We start from the raw sequence: 25,735 nt of genomic DNA on the forward strand, positions 1-25,735 counted from the left end.
CCGGAGTCGGTGCGGCGCCGACTCCGGGTCGTGCGGAGGGCTCACGGTGCCACCGGCCGGCGCGGTGGTGATCGTGAGCAGCAGTCTTGTGATCATCGTGGCCCCCGGCTCGCCGAGCGCTCCTACCGACCGGTCGGCAGCACCTCCGGCAGCCAGGCGTGCAGGCGGGACGCGACCTCCTCGGCGTGCCGGGACAGCATGGTGAAGTGGTCCCCGGGGACGGACTCCTGGCGGTGCACCAGGGACCGCGGGAAGCGGCGGTCGGTGGGGTTGACCGCGATGCCGCCGACGCCGTCGCGGGCGGTCAGGTGCAGGATCGGCGCGCGGACCGGTTGCGGGGTCCAGTCGCCGAACATGCGGTTGTAGCCGCCCATCGCGCCGATCTGGCCGGTGGTGGTGGCGGTGCGGCCGGGCTGGGCCACCGAGGCGCTCATGAGGTCGCGGCGGCGGATCTGCTCCTGCATGAACTCGCTCTGCACCTCGGTTTGGGCCGCCTCGGCCTCCGGCAGGTAGGTGTCGATGAGCACCAGGGCGGGCACCTCAACGCCATCGGCTTCCAGTTGTTCGACCAGGCCGTGGGCCAGGTAGCCGCCGGAGGAGTAGCCGACCAGGACGTAGGGCGTGTCGGCGAAGCGGGACAGCACCGCCCTGGCCAGCATGCGGAACAGGGCCGGGCGGTCGGCGGGGAGGGGGATGTCGCCGTCGAAGCCGGGGGCCCACAGGGACCAGACCTCGGCGGCGGGGCGCAGGGCCGAGTGCAGGTAGGTGTAGGGCAGGTCCAGGTTGGGGAAGATCGGCGGGGTGAGGCCGATGAGCAGTGGGCCGTCGCCGCCGTCGCCGACCTTGATCAGGCGGGCCAGGTCCCTGGGGTCCTCGCGGTCGAAGGTTTCCCTGGTTTCGGAGACCGCGCGGGCCAATCGCAGGGCGGCGTTGAGCTTTCCGCTCTCGATCGCGCCGATGTAGACCGACGCGAGGCTGTCCGAGGTCTCTGGTGACTCCTTGGTTGGCACCGGCTCGGGGACCGGGGTGGACAGGGTGTCCTGTTCGGCCATCTCGGCCAGTTTCTCGGCCGCGAGTTCGGCCAGGTCGGTGACGGTGGGGTAGTTGAGGATGTCGCCGAGGCTGAACTCGATGCCGGTGGCGGTGCTGACCCGGCCGCGCAACTGCATGGCGCTCAACGACTCCAGGCCCTGGTCCCGGAACGTCGTCTCCAGCGGCACGTCCGCCGAGGTCGGGTGGTCCAGCACCACGGCGACGTGACTGCGGATCACGTCGACCAGCTCGGCCTCGCGGTCCTCCTCCGGCAGCACCCACAGCCGGGCCGCCGGCGAGACCGGGCCGCCGGTGGGCAGGGCCTGGCCGTCTGAGGTGAGGCGGGGGTTCTGCCATTCCCGGTGCAGCCAGTAGCGGTCCCGCTGGAAGGCGTAGCCGGGCAGCGAGACCCGCTGTGCGCCGGTGCCCGCGAACACCGCCTGCCAGTCGATGGCCACCCCGGCGATGTAGGCCTCACCGAGCGCGCGCACGAACCGGGACAGACCGGCGTCCTCGCGGTGCAGGGTCTGCACCGCGAGCGCGGAAACCCCTGCCGCGCCAATGGACTCACTCACCGGGTGCACCAACAGCGGGTGCGCGCTGACCTCGATGAACACCCGGTGCCCGTCGGTCAGCATGGCTTGCGCCGCGCGGTCGAAGCGGACCGGTTCGCGAACGGTGCGGTACCAGTACTCGCCGTCCAGCGGCTCGGTGTCGATCCACTGTCCACTGTGGCCGGACACCAGCGGAACCGTGGGTTTCGCGGGCAGCAGCGGGGCCAGCGCGGCGACCAGGTCCGCGTGCAGCGGTTCCATCCGGGGGGTGTGCGAGGCGACCTCGATCTGCACCCGGCGGGCCCGGATTCCCCTGCTGCCACAGCGTTCCAGCAGCTCCTCGATCGCCTCCACGTCACCGGCGACGGTGACCGCGAAGGGGCTGTTCACCGCGGCGATCCAGAGCCGGTCGGTCCGGTCCGCGAACAGCGCGCGGGCATCGGACTCCGGCAGCGGCAAGGCCAGCATCCCGGCGGGGCCGTCGTCCAGGGCGGCCATCAGGCGGCCTCGGGTGGCCGCGACCCGCATCGCGTCCGGCAGGGACAGCGCGCCGGCGGCCCAGGCCGCGGCGATCTCGCCGAGGGAGTGCCCGGCCACCGCGCCGGGGTGCACGCCGACCGAGCGCCACAGCGCGGTCAGCGCGATCATCACCGCCACGTTGGCCACCTGCACCACATCCGGGCGGTGCACCGGCGGCGCGCCCGGTTCGCCGCGCAGCACCTCGCCGAGGGACCAGGAGACGAACGGGGTGACCGCCTTCTCGCACTCGGCCAGCTGGGTGCGGAAGACCTCCGACTCGGCGCTGAGCGCGGTGGCCATGCCCGCCCACTGCATGCCGTGGCCGGGGAACAGGAAGGCGGTGCCGCCGTCGCCGACCGCGTTGCCCGCGATCACCGCGTGCGAACCTCGGTGGGTGGCCAGTGCGGCCAGCGCCTCGGTGAGGTCGTCCAGGGTGCGGCCGAAGACGACCGCGCGGCAGGGCAGGTGACCGCGCTGGGTGGCCAGCGAGCAGGCCAGGTCCAGTGGGTCCGGCGCGGTCCGGCGCACGTGCTCCAGCAGCGCATTGGCTTGTGCGGGCAGGGCTTCCGGGGTTTTCGCCGAGAGCAGCCAGGGCAGCAGCGGGAGGCTCCTGGTGGCGGCCGGGGCAGGCTCGGGGACGGTGTCGGCCTGTTCCAGGATGACGTGGGCGTTGGTGCCGCTGACGCCGAAGGCGGACACCCCGGCCCGGCGCGGGCGGCCGGTCTCCGGCCACGGCACGGACTTGTTGGCCAGCGCCAGCGCGCCGCTGTCCCAGTCCACCCTCGGGTTCGGCTCGTCGACACCGACCGTGCCGGGCAGCACGCCGTGCCGCATGGCCAGCAACACCTTCAGCACCCCGGCCACGCCGGCCGCGGCCTGGGTGTGCCCGAGGTTGGACTTCACCGCGCCGACCAGCAGCGGCCGGTCCGCGGCGCGGGCGCGGCCGTAGGTGGCCAGCAGGGCCTCGGCCTCGATCGGGTCGCCGAGCGGGGTGCCGGTGCCGTGCGCCTCCACCACGTCGACGTCGGCGGCGGCGAGCCCGGCCGAGGTCAGCGCAGCGGTGATCACGCGTTGCTGGGAGGGTCCGTTCGGCGCGGTCAGGCCGCTGGAGGTGCCGTCGGAGTTGACCGCGGAGCCGCGCAGCAGCGCGAGCACCTGGTGGCCGTTGCGGCGGGCCTCGGAAAGTCGTTCCAGCACCAGGATTCCAGCGCCCTCGCCCCAGGCGGTGCCGTCGGCGTTGGCGGCGAAGGGTTTGCAGCGGCCGTCCGGGGCCAGCGCGCGCTGCTGGCTGAACTCCACGAACAGCACCGGGCTGGACAGCACGGTGACGCCACCGGCCAGCGCCAGCGAGCACTCGCCGTTGCGCAGGGCCTGCGCGGCCAGGTGCAGGCTGACCAGCGAGGAGGAGCAGGCGGTGTCCACGGTGACGGACGGGCCTTCAAATCCGAAGAAGTAGGACAGCCGCCCGGAGGTCACGCTGGGCGCGTTGCCGATGGAGAACTGGCCGACCAGCTCTTGCGGCACCTCGGTCACCGCCGCCAGGTAGTCCGCATTGGACAGTCCGATGTAGACACCGGTGCGACTGCCGCGCAGGCTCACCGGGTCGATCCCGGCGTCGGCCAGGGCCTGCCAGGCGACCTCCATGACGATCCGCTGCTGCGGGTCCATGCCCAGTGCCTCGCGCGGGGAGATGCCGAAGAAGCCGGGGTCGAACTCGGCCGCCCCGGTCAGGAACCCGCCCGCGCGCACGTAGGACTTGCCAGGGGTGCCCGGCTCCGGGTGGTACACCGCCTCCGGCGTCCAGCCCCGGTCCGCCGGGAACTCGGTGATCACATCGCGGCCGTCGGCGAGCACCTCCCACAGCTCGTCGGCGGAGCTGACGCCGCCGCCGAACCGGCAGCCCATGCCCACCACCGCGATCGGGTCCTCCGCGGGGTTCTCCAGCTCCCGCAGGCGTTCCCTGGTGCGGTGCAGCTCCGCGGTCACCCGCTTGAAGTAGTCGAGGAGTTTGGGGTCATCGGACATGGCTCAGTTTTCCTTTCCCGGACCCAGTTCGCGGTCCACGAAGGCGTACAACTCCTCGACCGAGGCGGCGGTCAGCTCCGCCGCGACGTCCTGGCCCTGCTCCTCGCCGAGGGCGGCGAGCAGTCCCCGCAGGCGCTGGCGCAGCGCGCCGCGCTGTTCCTCGCTCAGCACCCGTTGCCGCACCGCGTCTTCTAGCGCGGTCAGCTCGGCGACCTCGGCTCCGGTGTCCTGGGCGTCGGGGGCGATCTCCTGGCCGAGGTGCCCGGCCAGCGCGGCCGGGGTGGGGTGGTCGAACACCAGCGTCGCGGGCAGCCGCAGCCCGGTGGCGCTGTTGATCCGGTTGCGCAGCTCCACCGAGCTGAGCGAGTCGAAGCCGAGGTCACCGAAGGCGCCCTCGGCCGGCACGTCGTCGGCGGAGGTGTAGCCGAGCACGGCGGCGACGTGCCCGCGCACCAGGTTGGTCAGCTGCCGGTCGCGTTCCTCGGGGCTCAGCCCGGCCAGCCGTCGCGCCAGCGCCTGCGGGGTCTCCGCGGGTGCGCCGCCGCGCTGGCCGGCGGCGGTGCGCCGGGCCGAGCGCCGCACCACATCGCGCAGCAGCGGCGGGATCTGGTCCGCGCCCAGCTTGGCGATCACGCCGAGGTCGACCCGGAACGGGACCAGGTGGTCCCGGCCGGAGGCCAGCGCGGCTTCCCACAGCGCGATGCCCTGGGCCTCGGTCAGGCCGCGGACGCCGGTGCGGTCCAGCCGGGCCTGGTTGGCCGCGGTGATGGTGGCGGCCATGCCGTCCTGCTCGGCCGCGGCCCACAGGCCCCAGGCCAGCGAGACACCGCCGGGCCGGCCGCTGACCAGTGCGTCCAGGAAGCTGTTGGCCGCCGCGTACGCGCCCTGCCCCGCGGTGCCGAACACCCCGGCGGCGGAGGAGAAGCAGGCGAACAGCGGCAGGTCGAGGTCCTTGGTCAGCTCGTGCAGGTGCCAGCCGCCGTCGACCTTGGGCCGCAACACGTTCTCCAGCTGCTCCGGCGTCAGCGTCTCCACCGTGCTGTCGTCGAGCACCCCCGCGGCGTGGATCACCGCGGTCAGCGGCCGGTCGGCCGGAATGTCGGACAGCACCCGCTCGACATCCGCGCGCACCGCCACATCGCCTTGCGCCAGCACGGTTTCCGCGCCCAGCTCGGTCAGTGCGTCGACCAGCTCGGGCGGAGCGGCACCGCGCCGGGACAGCAGCACGATCCGCCGCGCGCCCTGGGCCGCCAGGTGCCGGGCGAACACCGCGCCCAGCTGCCCGCCACCACCGGTGATCAGCACGGTGCCCTCGGGATCGAGCGGCCGCTGGCCGTCGCCTGGGGTGGCGCGGTGCAGGCGGGGCGCGTAGACCGCGCCGTCGCGCAGGGCCACCTGCGGTTCGCGGGCGGCCTGCGCGGTGGACACGGCGAGCCGGGGCCAGGAGCGCAGGTCGTCGGTGTCGACCAACAGGATCCGGCCGGGGTGCTCCATCTGCGCCGAGCGGGCGAGGCCCCAGGCGGCGGCGGTGACCGGGTCGGGCCGCTCGCCGGGGGTGACCGCGAGGGCCTGCTGGGAGCAGAGCACCAGCGCGGAGTCGGCGAAACGCGGGTCGGTCAGCCAGTCCCGCAGCAGCGCGGCGAGGTCGCCGACGGCGGTGCGCACGGCCGAGGTGAGCTCGCCCGCGGGGTGGTCGATCCGGGCGAACACGGCTTCCGGCACGGGATTTCCGGCGTCGACCAGCGCACCGAGGGCGGGCAGGTCGGGCACCCGGTCCGGCGCCTGCCCGTCGAGCGCGACCCAGTTCTCCACCGCCGATTCTGAGCCGAAGGTCAGCGGCAACTGGACCCAGTCCTGCGCGAACAGCGCCGAGTCGTCCTCCTCGGCGGCGTGCAGGTGGGCCGCGTCGGCGGGCAGCGGCCGGAACAGCAGCGAGTCGACGGTGGCCACCGTGGCGCCGGAGCCGTCGGCCAGGGTGATCGCCACATCGCCGTCGTCGCCGGTGATGCGCACCCGCAGCATCGAGGCGCCGGAGGCGAACAGTGACAGCCCGGACCAGGAGAACGGCATCGAGCCGTGGCCCTCGTCGACGGTGTCCAGCTGCGGGCCGAGGCCGACCGCGTGCAGCACCGCGTCCAGCAGCGCCGGGTGCAGGTTGTACCGGGACGCGTCGCCCGCGGCCTCCACCGGCAGTGCGACCTCGGCGAACATCTCCGGACCGGCCGGGGTGTCCCGCCGCCACAGCGTGCGCAGGCTGCGGAAGGCGCCCTGGTAGGAGAAGTGGCGGCCGGCCACCACCTCGTCGTAGACCTCGGAGACGTCGATCTCGGTGACCTCGGCCGGCGGCCACTGCACCAGCGCGGCCTCGGGCACCGCGGTGCGCACGCCGATGAAACCGGTGGCGTGCCCGCGCCAGCGACCGGAGTCGTTGTCCGGCCGGGAGAAGACCCGCACGGAGCGGCGGCCGGAGTCCTCCTCGCCGCCGAGCACCACCTGGATCTGCACCCCGCCGGTCTCCGGCAGTGCCAGCGGCGCCTGCACGGTCAGCTCCTCCACCGCGTCGCAGCCGACCTGCTCGCCCGCGGCCAGCGCGAACTCCAGGAACGCGGTGCCGGCCAGGATCGGCACGCCGCGCACCTGGTGCCCGGACAGCCACGGCTGGTCCTGCAGGGACAGGAGGCCGGTGAGCACCACGCCGTCGCCCTCGGCGGTGGCCAGCACCGCGCCCAGCAGCGGGTGCCCGGCTGCGGCCAGGCCGGCGGACCTCAGGTTGACCGAGTCGCCGTCGGGCACCAGCCAGTAGTGCTCGTGCTGGAAGGCGTAGGTGGGCAGGTCGACCAGCCGGGCGGGCGCGGGCGGCAGCACCGCGGACCAGTCCAGGTCGATGCCGCGGGTGTGCAGCTCGCCGAGAGCGCGCAGCAGGCTCTCCGCCTCGTCGTGGTCCTTGCGCAGGGCCGGAACCGCCGCTTCGGCCGGGCCCGCGTCCTGCCGGGACAGCGCGGTGAGCACCGCGTCCGGGCCGAGCTCCAGCAGCGTGCCGACCCCGTTGGCCCGCGCGGTGACCAGCCCGTCGTGGAACCGGACCGCCTGGCGCACGTGCTCGACCCAGTAGCCCGGGTCGCGCAGCTGCTGGTTGGTGGCGACTTCACCGGTCAGATTGGAGATCACCGGTATAACCGGTTCCGCACTGGTCAAACCGGTGACCACCTGTTTGAACTCGGCCAGCATGGGTTCCATCAGCGGGGAGTGGAAGGCGTGGCTGACCCGCAGCCGCTTGGTCTTGCGACCGTCGGCGGCCCACTGCGCCGCCAGCGCCTCGACCTCGGCGGCGGCACCGGAGATGACCACCGAGTCGGCCGAGTTCACCGCCGCGACGGACACCAGGTGCTCGCGCCCGGCCAGCGCGGCGGCCACCTCCGCCTCGGTGCCCTGCACGGCCACCATCGCGCCACCGGCGGGCAGCGCGGCCATCAGCCTGCCGCGTGCGGCGACCAGCCGGGCCGCGTCGGCCACCGGCCAGACCCCGGCCACGTGCGCCGCGGTGATCTCGCCGATGGAGTGCCCGAGCAGGTAGGCAGGCCGCAGGCCGCAGGACTCGGCCAGCCGGTACAGCGCCACCTCCACCGCAAACAGTGCGGCCTGGGCGAAGTCGGTGCGGTGCAGCAGCTCCTCGTCCTCGGCCAGCACCTCGCGCAGCGGGCGGGGCAGGTGCTCGTCCAGGTGCCCGCACACCTCCTCGAAGGCGGCGGCGAAGGCAGGGAAGACCTCGGCCATCCGCAGGCCCATGCCGAGCCGCTGCGCGCCCTGACCGGTGAACAGCACCCCGAGCGAGCCACTGGCGACCGCGCCGTCCGTGGTCTCCGCGCGGCGGCGCAGCTCCGCGACCAGCTCGGCCTTGTCCCGGCCGAAGACGGTGAGGCGGTGCCGGAAGTGGGTCCGCCCGGTGGCCAGCGCGTGCGCGATGCCCTCGGCGGTGGCCTGGTCCCGCTCGGCGAACTCGGCCAGCCGGGCGGCCTGGGCGCGCAGCGCACTGGGCGTCTTGCCGGAGACCGTCCACGGCAGCAGCGGCAACTCAGTGTCCACAGTGGACATCTCTTCGGCCGGTGGTTCCTCGAGGATGATGTGCGCGTTGGTGCCGCTGATCCCGAAGGAGGACACCCCGGCCCGCCGCGGCCGTCCGTTGGCAGGCCAGTCGACCGCCTCGGCCAGCACGTTGACCGCGTCCACGCCCCAGTCCACCTTGGGCGTCGGCGCGTCCACGTGCAGCGACTTCGGCACCCGCCCGTGCCGCATCGCCATGATCATCTTGATCGCGCCGGCCACCCCGGCCGCGGCCTGGGTGTGCCCGATGTTGGACTTCAGCGAACCCAGCCACAGCGGCCGGCCCGTCGGCCGGTGCTCGCCGTAGGTGGCCACCAGCGCGGTGCCCTCGATCGGGTCGCCCAGCGGGGTGCCGGTGCCGTGCGCCTCCACCACGTCGACCTCGGCGGGGGAGAGGTTCGCATCGGCCAGTGCGGCCCTGATCACCTCCTGCTGCGCGGTCCCGTTCGGCGCGGACAGGCCGTTGCTGGTGCCGTCCTGGTTGATCGCCGAACCGCGCAGCAGCGCCAGCACCTGGTGGCCGTTGCGCCGGGCGTCGCTGAGGCGTTCCAGCAGCAGCAGTCCGGCCCCCTCGGCCCAGATCGCGCCGTTGGCCGCGGCGGCGAATGCCTTGCTGCGCGCGTCGCGGGAGGTCACGCCCTGGCCGCAGAACTCGACGAAGGTGCCGGGGGTGGACAGCACGGTCACCCCACCGGCCAGCGCCAGCCCGCACTCACCCGCGCGCAGCGCCCGCGCGGCCAGGTGCGTTGCCACCAAAGAGGAAGAGCAGGCGGTGTCGATGGTGACCGCGGGCCCGCTGAAGTCGAAGGCGAAGGCCACCCGCCCGGAGATCACGCTCATCGTGCTGCCGGTGATCGCGTACTGGGAGTACTGCGTGGTGCCCTGCCACAACATCTGGTAGTCGTTGCTCGACGCCCCGGCGAAGACCCCGGTCCGGCTGCCTGCCACGGATTCCGGCCGGATCCCGGCGGACTCGAATGCCTCCCAGGTGAGCTCCAGCATCAGCCGCTGCTGCGGGTCCATCACCAGCGCCTCCTTCGGCGAGATGCCGAAGAAGCCCGCGTCGAACTGCCCCGCCCCGTCCAGGAACCCGCCCTCGCGCACGTAGGTCCGGCGGGCCTGCGGGGAGTTCGGGTCGGGGTCGTAGAGCTCCTCGATCGGCCAGTGCCGGTCACGCGGGAACTCCGAGATCGCGTCCACCCCGCCGTCGACCAGGTCCCACAGCGCGGCCGGGGAGTCGACGCCGCCGGGCAGGCGGCAGGACATGCCGATCACCGCGATCGGCTCGTCATCGCGCTGTTCGGCCGCGCGCAGACGCTCCCTGGTGGCGAGCAGGTCCGCGGTCACCTTCTTCAGGTACTGGCGGATCTTGCCGTCGTCGACTGTGGACACTGGTTCACCTCGTGGACATGGCTGGCGGGATCAGGCGGTGAAGGTGATGCGCTGGGTGTCGAGGCCGCGCACCACCACGTGCCTGCGGTAGCTCAGCGAGTCCTCGTGCACGTGGAACTCGCGCAGGCGCTCGGCGACCGTGCGGAAGACGATCTGTGCCTCCAGCTTGGCCAGGCTGTTGCCCAGGCAGTAGTGCGCGCCGACGCCGAAGGCCAGGCCCATGCTCTTGCTGCGCCGCTGGATCCGGAACTCATCGGCCTGCGGGAACTCCCGCTCGTCCCGGTTGCCCGAGCCGATCACCAGCGTGACGATGGTGTCCTTGTCGATGTCGATCCCGTTGACCCGCTTGCCTTCCAGCGCGACCCGGCCGATCAGCAGGATCGGGCAGTCGTAGCGCAGCGACTCGTCGACGCAGTCGATGGCCAGCGACGGGTCCTGGCGCAGCAGCTCCAACTGGCCGGGGTGGCGGGAGAGCGCGAGCAGGCCGTTGGTGATCAGGTTGGTGGTCGACTCGTGCGCGGCGATGAACACCGTGGCCACCGTGTTGGTGATCTCGCGCCGGGACAGCTTGCGGCCCTCGTGCTCGGTGCGGATCAGGCTGGAGATCAGGTCCTCACCCAGGTTCTTGCGGCGCTTGAAGATGAGGTCGGCGAAGTAGGTGTGCACCGTGGTGGAGGTCTGGGTGAGCCGGATCAGCTCGTCCCTGGTGAAGACCTCCGCGTTGTGGAAACTGGCCACCAGGGTGGGCAGCTCGGTGGACAGCGCCATGTCGCTGGACCACGCGCGCAGCAGCGGGATGTCCTCGGCCGGGATGTCCAGCAGCTTGGCGATCACGCCGAGGGACAGCGCGGTGGCCAGGTCCTCCACCCCGTCGAACTCGCCGTCGGCGATGAACTTGGCGAACAGCTCCGCCACGATCCCGGTGATCCAGGGTTCGTAGCGGGCGGTGATCCGCGGGGTGAACGCCTTGGTGACCAGCCTGCGCTGCCTGCCGTGCGCGGGGTCGTCGAGGAAGAAGATGGAGTTGAGCACCGGTTCCTCGGTGGCCTCCGGGAACACCTTGCGCATCGCGGGGGAGGCCAGGGTGTCGTTGCCCATGGCGGCGTGGTCGCGCAGGATCGCCATGCAGGTGGCGTAGTCGCTGATGATCAGCGACCCGTCCTCGGTCTCGATCGGGCCCGACTCCCGCCACTTGGCCAGCAGCGGGTACGGGTCGGCGAGGGTTTCCGGCTCCAGCAACCTGTAGAGCGGGTTGTCGCGGCTGGCGACCCTTTCCTGGACAAGGCTCATCGTTCCCGCTTCCTCCGTCATCGTTCCTCGGCGAGCACGCCGTCGATCAGGTCGAAGATCTCCTCGTCGGTGGCGCTGTCCAGATCGGGCGCCACCGGCGCGGCCTGTTCCCGCGCCTGCCAGGACCGCAGGATCCGTTCCAGCGTCCCGGTGATCGCCTCACCCCGGCCGACCGCCGAGGGCCGCAGCCCGGCCAGCGCCTGCTCCAGCTCGTAGAGCCGGGACATGGTGGCGCGCACCGCGTCCCGCACCCCGCCGCCGAGCGCCTCGATGAGGTGCCGGGCGAGTGCCACCGGCGTCGGGTGCTCGTAGACCACGGTCGCGGTCAGCTCCGCGCCGGTAGCCGCGCTGAGCCGGTTGCGCAGTTTGACCCCGGCCAGCGAGTCCAGCCCCAGCTCGCGGAAGGACCGCCCGGGCAGGATGTCCTCGGCGCGGTGCCCCGAGACGGCGGCGATGTGCGAGATCACCACCTGGGTCAGGTAGGGCTCGCGTTCCTCGGCGGGCAGCTCGTTCAGTCGGATTGGTTGCGGTGCAACGGGTTCTTCGGCGGGCTGGACGCCGGGCAGGTTGTCGCACAGGCGGCTCGGTCGCAGGCCGGTGGCGAAACGGGGCCAGTCCACCTCGGCGATAGCGTACGCACCTCCGCCCGCGGCCAGCGCGCGGTCGAAGGCGGCCAAGGCGGCCCCGGCCGCCATCGGCGTGATGCCCCGCGTCTGCCAGCCGGAGGCCAGTTCCGCCGAGGCCATTCCAGTGCTGTCCCAAGGACCCCAGGCCAGGCAGGTGGCGGGCAGGCCCTGCGCGCGCCGCCGGTGGGCGAGGGCCTCCAGGACGGCGTTGGCCGCGCTGTAGTTGCCCTGGCCGGGGGAGCCGACGGTGGCGGCCAGGGAGGAGCAGAGCACGAAGAACTCCAGCGGGTGCTCGCGGGTGAGCTCGTCCAGGTGCCGAGCGCCGCCCGCCTTCGCGTCGAAGACAGTGGCGAAACGGCTGGGCGACAGGGAATCCAGCACACCGTCGTCGAGCACACCGGCCGCGTGCACCACGCCGGAAAGGGTGTGCTGCCGCAGCAGCGCGGCCAGGGCGTCGCGGTCGGTGACGTCGCAGGCGGCGATGGTGACTTCGGTGCCTGCCAGCTCGGCGCGCAGTTCCGCCGCGCCGGGGGCGTCCGGACCTTGGCGGCTGATCAGCAGGAGGTGCTTCGCGCCGTGTGCGGCCAGGTGCCGGGCCAGGTGACGGCCCAGTCCGCCGAGGCCGCCGGTGATCAGCACGGTCCCGGCCGGTGCCACCGTGGTGGCCGGTCGCGCGGGCACGGTTGCCAAGCGGCGCACGAAGATCCGGCCGTCGCGGATGGCGGACTGGTCCTCCCCGCCAAGCGCCGCGCGCAGTGCGCGGAAGTCCACTTCGGACGGTTGAGTGGGCAGGTCGACGAGTCCACCCCAGCGGCCGGGGACTTCCAGCGCGGCCACCCGGCCCAGCCCCCACACCGCGGCCTGATCCGGTTGCGGCACATCCTGTTCGCGCGCCCGCACCGCGCCCTGGGTGATGGCCCAGACCGGAGTTCCCTCCGGCACGGCTTGCAACAGCGCGAGGGTGGCCGTCACCGAGCTGGGAACCGTGGTTTCGGCAGCCGGATCGAGCGCCAGCAGCGAGACGATTCCGTTGGCGGGTGGGATTTCCTGGCCGGTGTAGGGCAGCACCTCGGCGTCCAGCGCCGCGGCCACCGCGCCGGTGATCTCCGCGCACCGCTCGCCCGGCGGCGCGAGCACCAGCCAGGGACCGGCCGGGGTCGCGGCGGGCTCGGCCGGAACCCAGTCCACCACGTGCAGCAGCGGGTCCTTGGCCGCGCGCACCGGCAGCCAGAACCGCTCGCGGCTGAACCGGTACCCCGGCAGCGGCACCCGCCGCCCGCCCGCGCACCAGGCGGCCCAGTCCACCGGGACGCCCCTGGTGTGCGCGGCGGCGAGCGCACGGAGCAGCGACTCCACGGCGGGCCGCGCCTTGGGCAGCACCGGTAGGAACGCCGCCTCCGGCTGGGTTTCCTGGCCGAGGGCGCTGAGCGTGCCGCCCGGACCGACCTCCAGGTAGGTGGAGGCTGCCAGCGCGGTCAGGCAGTCGTGGAAGCGGACCGGGTGGCGGGCCTGCCGCACCCAGTACTCCGGGCTGCGCAGGTCCGCCCCGGTGGCCGCGCGCCCGGTGACCGAGCTGACCACCGGAATGACGGGCTCGTGGAACTCCAGGGTGTCCAGCACCTCCCGCAGTGGCGCGAGCACCGGGTCCATGTGCGGGGAGTGGAAGGCTTGGGCCACCGCGAGCCTGCGGGCGTGCGGGGCGCGCGCGGCCAGCGCGAGCACCACGTCCTCGGTGCCGGAGAGCACCACCGAGTCCGGCCCGTTGACCGCGGCGATCGAGACCTCGGACTCGTTGCCGCGCAACAGTTCCCTGGCCTGTTCCTCGGTGGCCCGGATCGCGACCATCGCCCCGGACCGGCCCAGCTCGCGCATCAGCCTGCCCCTGGCCGCGATCAGCGTGCAGGCATCGGGCAGCGACAGCACTCCGGCGGCGTGCGCGGCGGCCACCTCGCCGACCGAGTGCCCCGCCAGCGCGTCCGGCGTCACGCCGACCGCGGTGATCAGCCGGAACAGTGCCACCTCCACTGCGAACACCGCGGCCTGGGTGTGATCGGTCCGGGTTGAATCACCGTCGAAGACCAGCTCCCGCAACGGGCGGTCCAGGTGCCGGTCCAGCTCCGCGGCCACCGCGTCGAAAGCCTCGGCGAACCGCGGTTCGCTCCGGTACAGCTCCGCGGCCATCCCGGCGTGCTGGGCTCCCTGGCCGGGGAACAGGAAGGCGGTCGTGCCCCGCCGCACCTCGCCGGTGATCGCGGTGCCCTCGGTGATCGCGCGGTGCAGCCCGGCCCGGTCCGCGCCGAGGTAGACCGCGCGGAACGGCAGCTGGGCTCGGGTGGTGGCCAGCGAGTAGGCCAGGTCGAGCGGCTCGCCCGGCTGGTCGAGCAGGGCCTTGGCCTGGCGCTCCAACGCTTGCGGGTCGGCAGCGGAGAGCACCCAGGGCAGCAGCGGCGGCGCGGTCGCGGGCTCGGGTTCCGGCTCGGCTGGGGGTTGTTCCAGGATCAGGTGCGCGTTGGTGCCGCTGATGCCGAAGGAGGAGACCCCGGCCCGGCGCGGCCGTCCGGTCTCCGGCCACGGCGTGGCTCCGGTGGCGAGTTCCAGCGCGCCGCTGGTCCAGTCCACGTGCGGGCTCGGCTGGTCCAGGTGCAGCGTGCCGGGCAGGATCCCGTGCCGCATGGCCAGGATCATCTTCAGCACACCCGCGACTCCGGCGGCGGCCTGGGTGTGGCCGAGGTTGGACTTGGCCGAGCCGACCAGCACCGGCCGTTCCCGGTCCTGCCCGTAGGTGGCCAGCAGGGCCTGGGCCTCGATCGGATCGCCCAGGGTGGTCCCGGTGCCGTGCGCCTCCACCGCGTCAACGTCCGAAGTGGACAGTCCGGCGGCGGCCAGCGCATCCTGGATCACCCGTCGCTGCGCGGCCCCGTTGGGCGCGGTGAGGCCGTTGGAGGCGCCGTCGGAGTTGACCGCGCTGCCGCGCAGCACGGCCAGCACCCGGTGGCCGTTGCGGCGGGCGTCGGAAAGCCGTTCCAGCACCACCAGTCCCGCGCCCTCGCTCCACGCAGTGCCGTCCGCGGTAGCGGCGAAGGGTTTGCACCGCCCGTCCGGGGCCAGCGCGTACACCTGGGCGAACTCGGCGAACAGGGTGGGCGTGGTCATCACGGTCACCCCACCGGCCAGCGCCAGCGTGCACTCCCCGCTGCGCAACGCCTGCGCCGCCAGGTGCATGGCCACCAGCGCCGAGGAACAGGCGGTGTCCAGGGTGATCGCGGGCCCCTCGAACCCGAAGAAGTAGGCCAGCCGCCCCGAGGCCACGCTGCTCGCGTTGTCGATGGAGACCTGCCCGCTGAGGTCTTCCGGCACCTCGTGCACCCGGTGCCCGTAGTCGCTGCCCATGGTGCCGGTGAACACCGCGGTCCGGCTGCCGCGCAGTCCGGCCGGATCGATGCCCGCCGACTCCAGCGCGTGCCAGGCGACCTCCAGCAGGATCCGCTGCTGCGGGTCCATCACCAGCGCCTCCCGCGGCGGAATGCCGAAGAAGCCGGGGTCGAACTCCGCCGCGTCGGCCAGGAAACCCCCGTGCCGCACCGAGCTGGCCCCGGCGTCCCAGCCCCGGTCCGCCGGGAACTCGCTGATCACGTCGCGCCCCTCGGCCAGCACCGTCCACAGTTCGTCCACTGTGGACACACCGCCGGGGAAGCGGCATCCGGCCCCGACCACGACGATCGGATCGTCTTGCGGGGCAACGACAGGCTCGGCGGTCTCGGCCGTCCGCGGGCTGCCTCCGGCCAGGTGCGCGGCCAGCAGCGCGGGCGTCGGGTGGTCGAACACCGTGGTCGCGGGCAGCCGCAGCCCGGTGGCCGCGCTGAGCCGGTTGCGCAGTTCCAGGCCGGTCAGCGAGTCGAACCCGATGTCCCGGAAGGCCCGCTCGGGATTGACCTCCCCGGTGCTGCCCAGCACCGTGGCCACCGTGCGCAGCACCAGCTCCAGCACCGCGCGTTCGTCACCCGGCACGAAGGCCACCGGTTGCGCCTGCTTCGCCGCGGTCGGCCGTTTCGGCCCCAGCAGCCCTTCGAAGATGGCGGGCCGGTCGCCCTGCTCGCCGAGGTCGAACCGCGCGGGCACGGACAGCGGCGGCCCGTCCAGCGCCGCGTCGAACAGCGCCAGCCCGTGCGCGGGTGCGATCGGCCGCAACCGGGCCCGGCTCAGCCGCGCCCGGTCGGCCGCGTCCAGGTGCCCGGTCATCCCCGATTCCTGCGCCCACAGGCCCCAGGCCATCGAGGTCGCAGGCAGCCCGCGTGCGCGCCGGTGGTGGGCCAGCGCGTCCAGGTAGCTGTTGGCCGCGGCGTAGTTGGCCTGCCCTTGGGTGCCGATGACGCCAGCCACCGAGGAGAACAGCACGAACGCGGCCAGGTCCAGGTCTTGGGTCAGCTCGTGCAGGTGCCAAGCGCCCTCGACCTTGGGGCGTAGCACCGAATCCAGCTGCTCGGGGGCGAGTGCGGCCACCGGGCTGTCGGCCAGCACACCGGCGGCGTGCACCACCGCGGTGAGCGGGTGCTCGGCCGGAATGCCGTCGATCACCGCGGCCAGCTCCTGCCGGTCGGTGACATCGCAGGCCACCACCCGGACCTCCGCGCCCGGCAGCTCTGGCGCTTCCGCCGCCCGCCGCCCGGTCAGCACCAGGTGCCGGACCCCGTGCGCGGTCACCAGGTGCTCGGCCAGCGCCCGCCCCAGGGTCCCGGTGCCGCCGATGATCAGCACCGTGCCCGCCGGATCCAGCCGAGGCGGCGCACCGGCGGTGACCCTGGCCAGCCGGGGGACCAGCACCTGCCCGCCGCGGAGGGCCACCTGTGGTTCGGGACAGCCGAGCGCGGTGTCCAGCTGGGCTGGAGCGTCCAGGTCCACCAGCCGGAACCGGCCGGGGTGCTCGGTCTGCGCGGTGCGCACCAGGCCCCACACCGGGGCCGCCGTCAGGTCGACGTCCTCATCCGGCCCGGTCGCGATCGCGTTCCTGGTGACGATGGCCAGCTGCCCGTCCCGGTCCGCGGCCAGCCACTCGCGGATCGCGCCGAGCACCTGGTGCACATCGGTGCCGTGCAGCACCTCGGTCGCGCCGGGGGTCGCCCGCCGCGGTGACGGCGTCCAGCTGACCTGGAACAGCGACCGGTCGCTGCCGACGAGCAGCTCAGTTCGCAGCGGCCGCAAGGACATCGTCTCGATGGCGCACACCGCGCCGGAGAGCGCATCGGTGATCTCGACGCGGAAGGCGTCCTGGCCGGTCGGCGTCAGCGCGACCCGGATGGTGGTCGCGCCGACGGCGGCCAGTTCGACGCCGGCGAAGGAGAACGGCAGCCGGAGCTCGCCGTCCGCGCCGAGCAGCAGCGGATGCAGGGCGGCGTCCAGCAGCGCGGGGTGGATGCCGAAGCGGCCGGGCTCGGCGGGCAGCTCGACCTCGGCGTAGCGGCGCTCACCGTCGCGCCAGGCCCGGCGCAGGCCCTGGAAACTTGGCCCGTACTCGTAGCCCAATTCGGCCAGCCGCGCGTACGCGCCGTCCAGGTCGATCTCCTCGGCGGCCGGGGGCCAGGTAATCGTGGCCACGGTCGCGGACTCGCCGGGGCCGAGGGTGCCGGTGGCGTGCCGGGTCCAGGCCGTGTCGCGGTCCGGCCGCGTGTGCACCGCGAGGGCTCCCGCGCCGTCCACGGTCAGCTGGAGCTCGGCCTCGCCCGCGGCGGGCACCGCCAGCGGCCGCTCCACCGCCAGCTCCAGCAGCCGTGGCAGGCCGAGCAGCTCACCGGCGTGCAGGGCCAGCTCGGCGAAGGCCGTGCCCGGCACCAGCACCGTGCCGTGCACCGCGTGATCGGCCAGCCACGGCAACGCCCGCAAGGACACCGAGCCGGTGCCCACCAGCCCGTCGCCACCGGCCAGCACAACCGCCGAGGTGAGCAGCGGGTGGCCCGAGGTGGCAGGGGCGCTCGCGGTCGGCAGCAGCCAGAACCGCTCGGTCTGGAACGGGTAGGTGGGCAGGCTGGTCGGCCGCGCGCCCGGGAAGACCCGGTCCAGCCGCAGGTCGACGCCGTGCACCTGGGCCTCGGCGGCGGCCAGCAGGAAGCGTGCCGGGCCGCCTTCCTCGCGGCGCAGGGTGCCCAGCGCGATGCCGTCCTGGTCCAGTTCGTCCAGTAGCTGGTGCAGGCCGACGGTGAGCACCGGGTGCGCGGAGCACTCCAGGAAAGTAGTGTGGCCCAACGCGATCAGGCCGCGGATGGCCGAGTCGAACTCCACGGTCTGGCGCAGGTTGCGGAACCAGTAGTCCGCGTCCAGGACCTCGGACTCGCCGGAGACGGTGGAGTGGAAGGGAATCTCGGCTGGCCGCGGGCTGATCGGGGCGAGCGCGGCGCGCAGCTCCTCGCGGAGCAGGTCGACCTGGGGCGAGTGCGAGGCGTAGTCCACCGGCAGGCGGCGGAAGCGGATCTCCTCGGCCGCCAGCTCCTCGCCCAGTTCGGCTAGCGCGCGCGGATCACCGGAGAGCACCGTGGCCTCCGGACCGTTGACCGCGGCCACGTGCAGGTCCGGCCAGCGCTGGATCCGGCGCTCAGCCGCGGCTCTGGACAGGGCGACCGAGGCCATCCCGCCGAGCCCGGACAGCGCGCGGATCGCCTTGGCGCGCAAGGCAACCACCAGCGCGCCATCTTCCAGCGACAGTGCACCGGCCACCGTGGCGGCGGCGATCTCGCCCTGCGAGTGCCCGACCACCGCGACCGGCCGCACGCCGTGCGCCTGCCAGAGTGCGGCCAGCGAGACCATCACCGCCCAGGTGGCCGGCTGTACGATGTCCACTTCGGACAGTGCGGCCTCGTCGGCGAGAACTTCGGTCAGCTGCCAGTCCACGAAGGGGGACAACGCCTGCTGGCACTGCGCCATCCGTTCGGCGAACACCGGGCTCTCCGCGAGCAGCCGCACCGCCATGCCGGTCCACTGGGTGCCCTGGCCGGGGAACACCAGCACCGGACGGGCCTCGCGCCGGGCCGTGCCGGTGAGCACCCCCGGTGCGGGCTCGCCAGCGGCCAGCGCGGCCAGTCCGGCACGCAGGGCCGCCGGATCGGTGCCCAGCACGGCCGCGCGGTGCTCGAACCGGGACCGGCCGGTGGCCAGGGTGAACCCGATGTCGGCGAGCGAGATGTCGGTGTCCAGGTGCTCGCGCAGCCGGGAAGCCTGTTCCCGCAACGCGGTCAGCGTGGTGGCCGACAGCAGCAGCGGCACCACCGGCGGCGGCTCGGCTTGCGGCGCGGGCGCGGGGGCCTGTTCCAGCACGACGTGGGCGTTGGTGCCACTGATCCCGAAGGAGGACACCCCGGCCCGGCGCGGGCGCGCGGTCTCCGGCCACGGGGTGTGCTCGGCCAGCGGGAGCACCGCGCCGCTGGTCCAGTCCACGTGCGGGCTCGGCTCGGTGAAGTGCAGGATCTTGGGCAGCACGCCGTGCCGCATCGCCTGCGCCATCTTGATCACGCCGGCCGCCCCGGCCGCGGCCTGGGTGTGCCCGGTGTTGGCCTTCACCGAGCCCAGCAGCAGCGGGCGGTCCCGGTCCTGCCCGTAGGTGGCCAGCAGCGCACCCGCCTCGATCGGGTCGCCGAGCCGGGTGCCGGTGCCGTGCGCCTCCACCGCGTCAACGTCCACTGTGGACAGACCGGCGGCGGCGAGCGCCTCCCGGATCACCAGTTCCTGCGCGGGACCGCTGGGCGCGGACAGTCCGTTGGACGCGCCGTCGGAGTTGACCGCGGTGCCCCGGATGAGCGCGTGCACCCGGCGTCCGTTGCGCACGGCGTCGGAAAGCCGTTCCAGCACCAGCATCCCGGCGCCCTCGGCCCAGGCGGTGCCGTCCGCGGTCGCGGAGAACGGCTTGCACCGGCCGTCCGGGGCCAGTCCGCGCAGCCGGGAGAACTCCACGAACATCTCCGGCGTGGCCATCACGGTCACCCCGCCGGAGAGGGCCAGGCTGCTCTCGCCCGCGCGCAGCGACTGGACCGCCAGGTGCAGGGTGACCAGCGATGAGGAGCAACCGGTGTCCACCGTGATCGCCGGGCCGCGTAGCCCGAGCACGTAGGCCAGCCGGCCGGAGACCACGCTGGCGGTGTTGCCGGTGATCAGGTGCCCTTCCAGCCCGTTGGGCACGGTGTGCACCCTCGGCGCGTAGTCGTGCATCATCGCCCCGGCGAACACCGAGGTCCGGCTGCCGCGGATCGAGGCGGGGTCGATTCCGGCGTCCTCCAGCGCCTGCCAGGCCGAGGTGAGCAACAGCCGCTGCTGCGGATCGGTGGTCAGCGCCTCCCTCGGCGAGAGGCCGAAGAACGCGGCGTCGAAGTCACCGGCTTGATGGAGGAATCCGCCGTGCCGGGTGTAGGACTTACCGGGCCTATCCGGATCGGGATCATAAAGGGAATCGAGGTCCCAGCCGCGGTCCGACGGCATTTCCCCGATCAGGTCCGCGCCCGAGATCGCGGCCTGCCACAACCCGGCAGGAGTGGTCACGCCGCCGGGGTACGTGCAGGCCATACCCACGATCGCGATCGGCTCTCCCACACACTTCTCCCCAGGTGCTCGGTTCCGGGTGGACAGACAACCAACCTTGTTCCAAAACTTCCCGGGAAATACCGTGAAGTCCTGGAATTGCCGGTTCCTGCCAGTTTGCTCTTCCGGAATCGGTTACATCGCGGAGTGTATGTCTGGAACCTGTCAGCGCACAGCGGGACGGCGAAAGATAGGGGTATCTTCGTCGGCAGCCCCTATCGAATTCGCTGATATCAAAACCCCTGAGTTGCCGCCACCTGTAGGTCGAGCAGGCGGCTGCGGCTGTTCGACAGGTGCACCCGCATCGCCGCCCGCGCGCCCTCGGGGTCGCCAAGGGCGATGGCGGCGTGGATGTTCTCGTGCTCGCTGACGATCCGGCCGAACCGCTGCTCGTCGGGGAACAGCCGGTAGTGCGGGATGACGATCATGCCGGGCCCCGAGGCGGTGGCCAGGTCGGCGAAGTAGCGGTTGCCGCTGGCCAGGGCGATGCGCAGGTGGAACTGGTAGTCGGCGTTGACCGCGGCGCTGGGGTTGGCCGCGGCCGCGGTGAACTCGGCCAGGGCCGCGCCCAGGTCGCGCAGCTGCGCCTCGGTGCGGCGCTGGGCGGCCAGTGCCGCGGACTCGGTTTCCCAGCCGGTGCGGAACTCGATCAGCTCCACCACGCCCTCGACGGTCAGCTCCCCGTCCTTGGGCGGCTCGAACCGGGCGGTGCTCGGCTGGGCCAGCACAAAGCTGCCCCGGCCGTGCCGGGTCTCCACCAGCCCGGCGGCCTGCAACCGGGACAGCGCCTCGCGGACCACGGTGCGGCTGACCCCGTAGGTCTGCACCAGGCTGCCCTCGGTGGGCAGCTTCTCGCCCGGCCGGACCACGCCTTCCTTGATCCGCGCGGTGAGCCGTTCCACCAGTTCCTCGGTGCGGCTCATCCGGTCACCACGCAGCTGTCCACGGTCCAGGCCGCGGCCTGGTCGCTCAGCGTCAGGCCGAGACCGGGCCGGTCGGGCACCAGCATTCGGCCGTCCGCGAGCTCCAGGCGCTCGTTGAACAGCGGTTCCAGCCAGTCGAAGTGCTCCAGCCAGGGCTCCAGCGGGTAGGCCGCGGCCAGGTGCAGGTGGATCTCCATGGCGAAGTGCGGGGCCAGCTGCAGCCGGTGGTGCTCGGCGAGCGCGGCCAGTTTCAGGAATTGGGTGATGCCGCCGATCCGCGGCGCGTCCGGCTGGATGATGTCGGCGCCGCCCGCCCTGATCAGCTCGGCGTGCTCGGCCACGCTGGCCAGCATCTCGCCGGTGGCGATCGGGGTGTCCAGCGCGGCCGCGAGCGCGGCGTGCCCGGCGTGGTCGTAGGCGTCCAGCGGCTCCTCGATCCAGGTCAGGTCGAATGCCTCCAGCGCCCGCCCGAGCCGCCGCGCGGTGGGCCGGTCCCACTGCTGGTTCGCGTCGACCATCAGCGGGAAGCCGTCGCCGAGCCGCTCGCGCACCGCGCTCACCCGCCGCAGGTCCACTGTGGAGTCCGGGTGGCCGACCTTGATCTTGATGCCGCCGATGCCGCGTTCCCGCGCGGCGGTGGCGTTGTCCAGCACCTGCGCCAGCGGGGTGTGCAGGAAGCCGCCGGAGGTGTTGTAGCAGCGCACCGAGTCCCGGTGCGCGCCGAGCAGCTTGGCCAGCGGCAGCCCGGCGCGGGTGGCCTTGAGATCCCACAGCGCGATGTCCAGCGCCGCGATCGCCTGGGTGGCCAGGCCGCTGCGGCCAACCGAGGCCCCGGCCCACACCAGCTTGTCCCACAGCCGCCCGATGTCGTTGGGGTCATCGCCGATCAGCTCCGGCGCCACCTCACGGGCGTGCGCGTACTGGCCGGGACCGCCCGCGCGTTTCGAATAGCCGAAACCCAGGCCGCGGTGACCGCTCTCGGCCTCGATCTCGGCGAACAGGAAGGCCACCTCGGTCATCGGCTTCTGGCGGCCGGTGAACACCTTCGCGTCGCTGACCGGCGTGCTCAGCGGGAGCCGGACGGAGGACAGGCGGACCTGCGTGATGCGATCAACGGCCATGCGAGAGATCGTACAACTGACTTAGTGGTCATACAACTGGCCGGTGGTACGCCACCACAGGTGCGCGGCCTGGCCCAGACCGGCCAGCGCGCCGAGCGCGAGCAGGGCCGCGGCGAGCCGGTGCACCGGGGCCAGCGCGGCGAAGGCGAGCCCTGCGGTGAGGTTGGCCGCGCCGGTGAGCACGGCCAGCGACAGCACACCCGCCCCCGCGCCGAAGTAGCCGCCGTAGACCGCGACCAGCGCGATCGCCCCGGGCAGCGGCACCGCCGAGCCAGGACCGCCGCCGCGCCGCTTGGCCCGCTCATCGGCGATCTCCCGCAGCCGGTCCCGGGTCAGCAGCAGCACCGAGCCCAGCGCGATCAGCCAGGGCACGATCCGCTCGAAGGTCGCCGCCGGGGTGGTCAGCAGCAGCGCGGCCCCGGCTGATCCGCCCAGCACGGCCAGCCCGGCCATCGAACCGGGCAGCTCGGCCGCGACGCCGGCCGTAGCCGCTCGCACGGTCGCACTGTAGCGATCTTTGGTGGTGTCCAGGCGCGACCGTCGGTTGGCGCTGCGCAACCCGGGTACCCCTGCGCCGGACCAACGCGAGCAGGGAGGGAGACGACCATGCGGGTACGGGATGCCGTTGTCGTGGTCACCGGCGCCTCCAGCGGCATCGGCCGGGCGGCCGCGCTGGAGTTCGCGGGCAAGGGCGCCTCGGTGGTGGTGGCCGCGCGGCGGCCGGAGGCGTTGCGGGAGCTGGTGCGGGAGTGCGAGGCAGCGGGTGGGCGGGCGCTGGCGGTGCCGACCGATGTGGCCGATGCCCACCAGGTCAACAACCTGGCGCGGCTGGCCGCGGAGCGTTTTGGCCGGATCGACGTGTGGGTCAACGCGGCCGCGGTGTCGGTGTTCGCGCCGTTCGAGGAGATTCCGCTGGATGACTTCCGGCGGGTGCTGGATGTCAACGTGATGGGCTGCGTGCACGGGGCCCGCGCGGCGCTGCGGTACCTGCGGGACCAGGGCCGCGGTGTGCTGGTGAACGTCTCCTCGGTGGTCGGCGCCGTGCCGCAGCCCTACACCGCGCCCTACGGCATGTCGAAGTTCGCGGTCCGCGCGCTGGGTGTGAGCCTGCGCCAGGAACTGCGGCTGGCCAAGGCGCGCGGTGTGCGGGTGTGCACCGTGCTGCCCGCCACCATCGACACCCCGTTCTTCGCGCACGCGGCGAACTACACCGAACGCCGGGCGGTGGCCATGCCGCCGGTGTACTCCCCGGAGCGGGTCGCCAGGGCGATCGTCGGCCTGGTGCGGGTGCCCCGGCGTGAGGTCGTGGTCGGCCCGGTGGGGCGCGTTCTGCTGTTGCAGGCGAAGTTCTGGCCCGGCTTGACCGAGAAGCTGACCGCGTTCCAAGTGGACCGCTCGCACCTGTCCCGGCAGCAGGACGCGGACCCGACGCACGGCAACCTGCACGAGCCCGCGCCGGGTACTGGCGAGGTGCACGGTGGCTGGCACGGCGGGCGGCGCACGGCTGTGCGGCGGGTCGCCACCGGCGCGCTCGTGCTGACCGGCGCGGCGCTGGCCGTCGCCAGGGGCAGGCGGTAGCCACGGCGGTTGGCTGTCAGCGGTCGAGGAGGTCTCGCAGGCTGGGCCGCAGCGGCGCGGAGGCGACTGGCGTCCAGGTGGTGAACAGCTCCCGGAAGTAGTCCCCGTGCTTGGCCAGCAGACCCGGGTCCTGCTCGATCACGTCGAGCTCGTTGACGATGCTGAGGTCGACGAACTCGGTCAGCCGTGCACCGGCCAGGGTGCTCACCCGGCCGGTGAAGCGGTCGGTCACCTCGCCGATGGCGGCCAGGCGCGGCCAGCTGCGGTCCCGGTCGCAGGAGCCGTACCGGTAGACCAGCTCCTCGGCCGGGTCGCCGATGAGGGTGCGGAGCGGGGCGCGGTCCTGCCAGTCGAGCAGGGCCAGGCCGAAACCGTCGGTGCCGTAGGCGGCGTGGGTCAGCCCGGCCAGTTGGACGGGGGAGCCGTGACCCAGATCGGCGAGGCGGTCCCGCACCCGGCACAGGTGGGCGTACAGGGTTCCGCCCGGATGCGGGATCGCCTCGGTTCCCTTGTGCCGCAACCATGCTTCGACCTCGGCGTCAGCGCTCACGATGGGATTGCAGGTCGCGCGTGGCGGGGATGAGCCGTGAATCTCTGGGTACCTGAGGGGGCATGACCGACCTGTCAGAGCTCGCCGCCGGGGACGAGGCCACCGCCGAGGCCGTTGGCAAGATCAGCGAGGCGTTCGAGGCGATCGAACGCGCTCGCGGCGCCCTCTACACCTTCCACCAGCTCACCGGCACCGCCGACTTCGCCCTGGAAGAGGGCATCGAGAAGCTGCGCAAGGCGGGGCAGGAGGAGCTGGCCGCGGACCTGGAGCGGGAGCTGCTGGGGCGCAACGTGCTGCCGGGGCGGTGGACGTTCCAGGTGGTCGAGGACTACGACGACACGTACTACGAGGTGTTCCGGAAGTACGTGGCGCGGGCGCGGGAGCTGACCGGCGGCCGCCGCCACAGCTGGGAGGCCAAGCTCAAGCAACGCCGCCGGACACCGGAGGAACCGGGGCACGAGGCCGATCCCGGGCAGGCGGACTGACCCGGTCTGGGAAGCTGCTGGGATGACCGCAGAGCGATCGATGCCCACCCAGGACGACGTGCTCGGCTACTTCGACACGCTGTCGAACTGGGGACGGTGGGGCGAGGACGACGAGCGCGGCACCCTGAACCACATCACCGACGAGGTCCGGCTGGCAGCGGCGCGGGCCGTGCGCCACGGCCGGAGCGTGTCGTGCGGGTGGGAGATCGCCGTGCCGGAGGAGATGGAGCGGTCGACGACCTCGTGCCCGTGCGCCGCCGACATGCCGGGCGCCGAGAACATGCCCCTGCCCGGGTTCCGCGACGACCGGCGCTGGGGCTTCTCGAACGAGCGGCTCGGCATCATGTTCCACGGCAACACCATCACCCACGTCGACTCGCCCTGCCACCTCTTCTGGGACGGCCAGATGTACAACGGGCGATCACACTCCTTGGTCGACGCCGCAACGGGATCGGCGTGGGCGGCCGTCACTGCGGCGGCGGACGGGATCATCACGCGCGGTGTCCTGCTGGACGTTGCCAAGGTCCGCGATGTGCCGTGGCTGGAACCGGGACAGGGTGTGTTCCCCGAGGACCTGGAGGAGGCCGAGCGTCGCCAGGGCGTGCGGGTGCGCTCCGGCGACGCGGTGCTCCTGCGGACCGGCTACGGCCGCCTCCGGCACGAGGCGGGGGCGGCCGGCGGTGTCACCCAGGCCGGGTGGCACGCGTCCTGCCTGCCGTGGCTGCGTGACCGGGAGGTCGCGCTGATCGGCGCGGACACCCCGCAGGACGTGCAGCCGTCGGGGTACGCGGACGTGTTGATGCCGGTGCACGCGGTGGGCTTGGTCGCGATGGGGTTGTGGCTGCTGGACAACTGCGACCTGGAGGCGTGTGCGCGGACGGCTGCCGAGCTGGGGCAGTGGGACTTCCAGCTCGCGGTCGCGCCGGTGCGCTTCGCCGGCACCTCCGGCAGCCCGGTCAACCCGATCGCCACCTTCTGACCGC

At 73.2% G+C, this 25,735-nt stretch carries 10 protein-coding genes and 1 pseudogene; 3 read left to right on the plus strand and 8 right to left on the minus strand.

The window, feature by feature from the left end:
- Nucleotides 1-122: 122 nt before the first annotated feature.
- The 7 genes and pseudogenes from N8J89_RS19360 to N8J89_RS19390 all read right to left on the minus strand — a co-directional run bounded on the left by N8J89_RS19360 (nucleotide 123) and on the right by N8J89_RS19390 (nucleotide 22,637).
- Nucleotides 123-4,130 carry a type I polyketide synthase gene (locus tag N8J89_RS19360; RefSeq protein WP_283665776.1) on the minus strand — a complete coding sequence of 1,336 codons (4,008 nt, stop codon included), beginning with the start codon at nucleotides 4,128-4,130 and terminating at the stop codon, nucleotides 123-125.
- Between the two features lie 3 nt (nucleotides 4,131-4,133).
- Nucleotides 4,134-9,623: a type I polyketide synthase gene (locus N8J89_RS19365; protein WP_283665777.1), complete on the minus strand. Its 5,490-nt coding sequence runs from the start codon at nucleotides 9,621-9,623 to the stop codon at nucleotides 4,134-4,136.
- 30 nt (nucleotides 9,624-9,653) lie between these two features.
- Entirely contained in the window at nucleotides 9,654-10,913 is a 1,260-nt protein-coding gene (locus N8J89_RS19370; protein WP_283665778.1) for a cytochrome P450, read from the minus strand.
- Nucleotides 10,914-10,930: 17 nt separating this feature from the next.
- Nucleotides 10,931-20,104, minus strand: a pseudogene (locus N8J89_RS19375) (SDR family NAD(P)-dependent oxidoreductase); the annotation flags it as partial.
- Nucleotides 20,105-20,328: 224 nt separating this feature from the next.
- On the minus strand, nucleotides 20,329-21,018 hold the full coding sequence (locus N8J89_RS19380; protein ID WP_283665780.1) for a FadR/GntR family transcriptional regulator: 690 nt from the start codon (nucleotides 21,016-21,018) through the stop codon (nucleotides 20,329-20,331).
- Nucleotides 21,015-22,139: an L-talarate/galactarate dehydratase gene (locus N8J89_RS19385; protein ID WP_283665781.1), complete on the minus strand. Its 1,125-nt coding sequence runs from the start codon at nucleotides 22,137-22,139 to the stop codon at nucleotides 21,015-21,017. The genes N8J89_RS19380 and N8J89_RS19385 overlap by 4 nt, the downstream gene beginning before the upstream one ends.
- 21 nt (nucleotides 22,140-22,160) lie before the next feature.
- Nucleotides 22,161-22,637, minus strand: coding sequence for a TSUP family transporter (locus tag N8J89_RS19390; RefSeq protein ID WP_283665782.1), 477 nt, complete (start codon nucleotides 22,635-22,637; stop codon nucleotides 22,161-22,163).
- A gap of 108 nt (nucleotides 22,638-22,745) precedes the next feature.
- On the opposite strand from N8J89_RS19390, the gene N8J89_RS19395 reads away from it, so the two are divergent.
- Nucleotides 22,746-23,717 (plus strand): SDR family oxidoreductase, encoded by a 972-nt coding sequence (locus N8J89_RS19395; RefSeq protein ID WP_283665783.1) that lies wholly within the window; start codon nucleotides 22,746-22,748, stop codon nucleotides 23,715-23,717.
- A gap of 16 nt (nucleotides 23,718-23,733) precedes the next feature.
- Here the strand turns inward: N8J89_RS19395 and N8J89_RS19400 are convergent, their stop codons facing one another.
- Complete coding sequence (locus tag N8J89_RS19400) at nucleotides 23,734-24,267, minus strand: DUF6817 domain-containing protein (protein ID WP_283665784.1); 534 nt, start codon at nucleotides 24,265-24,267, stop codon at nucleotides 23,734-23,736.
- 62 nt (nucleotides 24,268-24,329) lie between these two features.
- Here N8J89_RS19400 and N8J89_RS19405 point away from each other — a divergent pair, with 62 nt between their 5' ends.
- Together N8J89_RS19405 and N8J89_RS19410 are read left to right on the plus strand one after the other, a co-directional pair.
- Nucleotides 24,330-24,752: a hypothetical protein gene (locus N8J89_RS19405; RefSeq protein ID WP_283665785.1), complete on the plus strand. Its 423-nt coding sequence runs from the start codon at nucleotides 24,330-24,332 to the stop codon at nucleotides 24,750-24,752.
- Nucleotides 24,753-24,774: 22 nt separating this feature from the next.
- Nucleotides 24,775-25,731, plus strand: coding sequence for a cyclase family protein (locus tag N8J89_RS19410; protein WP_283665786.1), 957 nt, complete (start codon nucleotides 24,775-24,777; stop codon nucleotides 25,729-25,731).
- The last annotated feature ends 4 nt before the right edge of the window (nucleotides 25,732-25,735 follow it).

This window comes from Crossiella sp. CA-258035, from assembly GCF_030064675.1.
Lineage (GTDB): Bacteria > Actinomycetota > Actinomycetes > Mycobacteriales > Pseudonocardiaceae > Crossiella.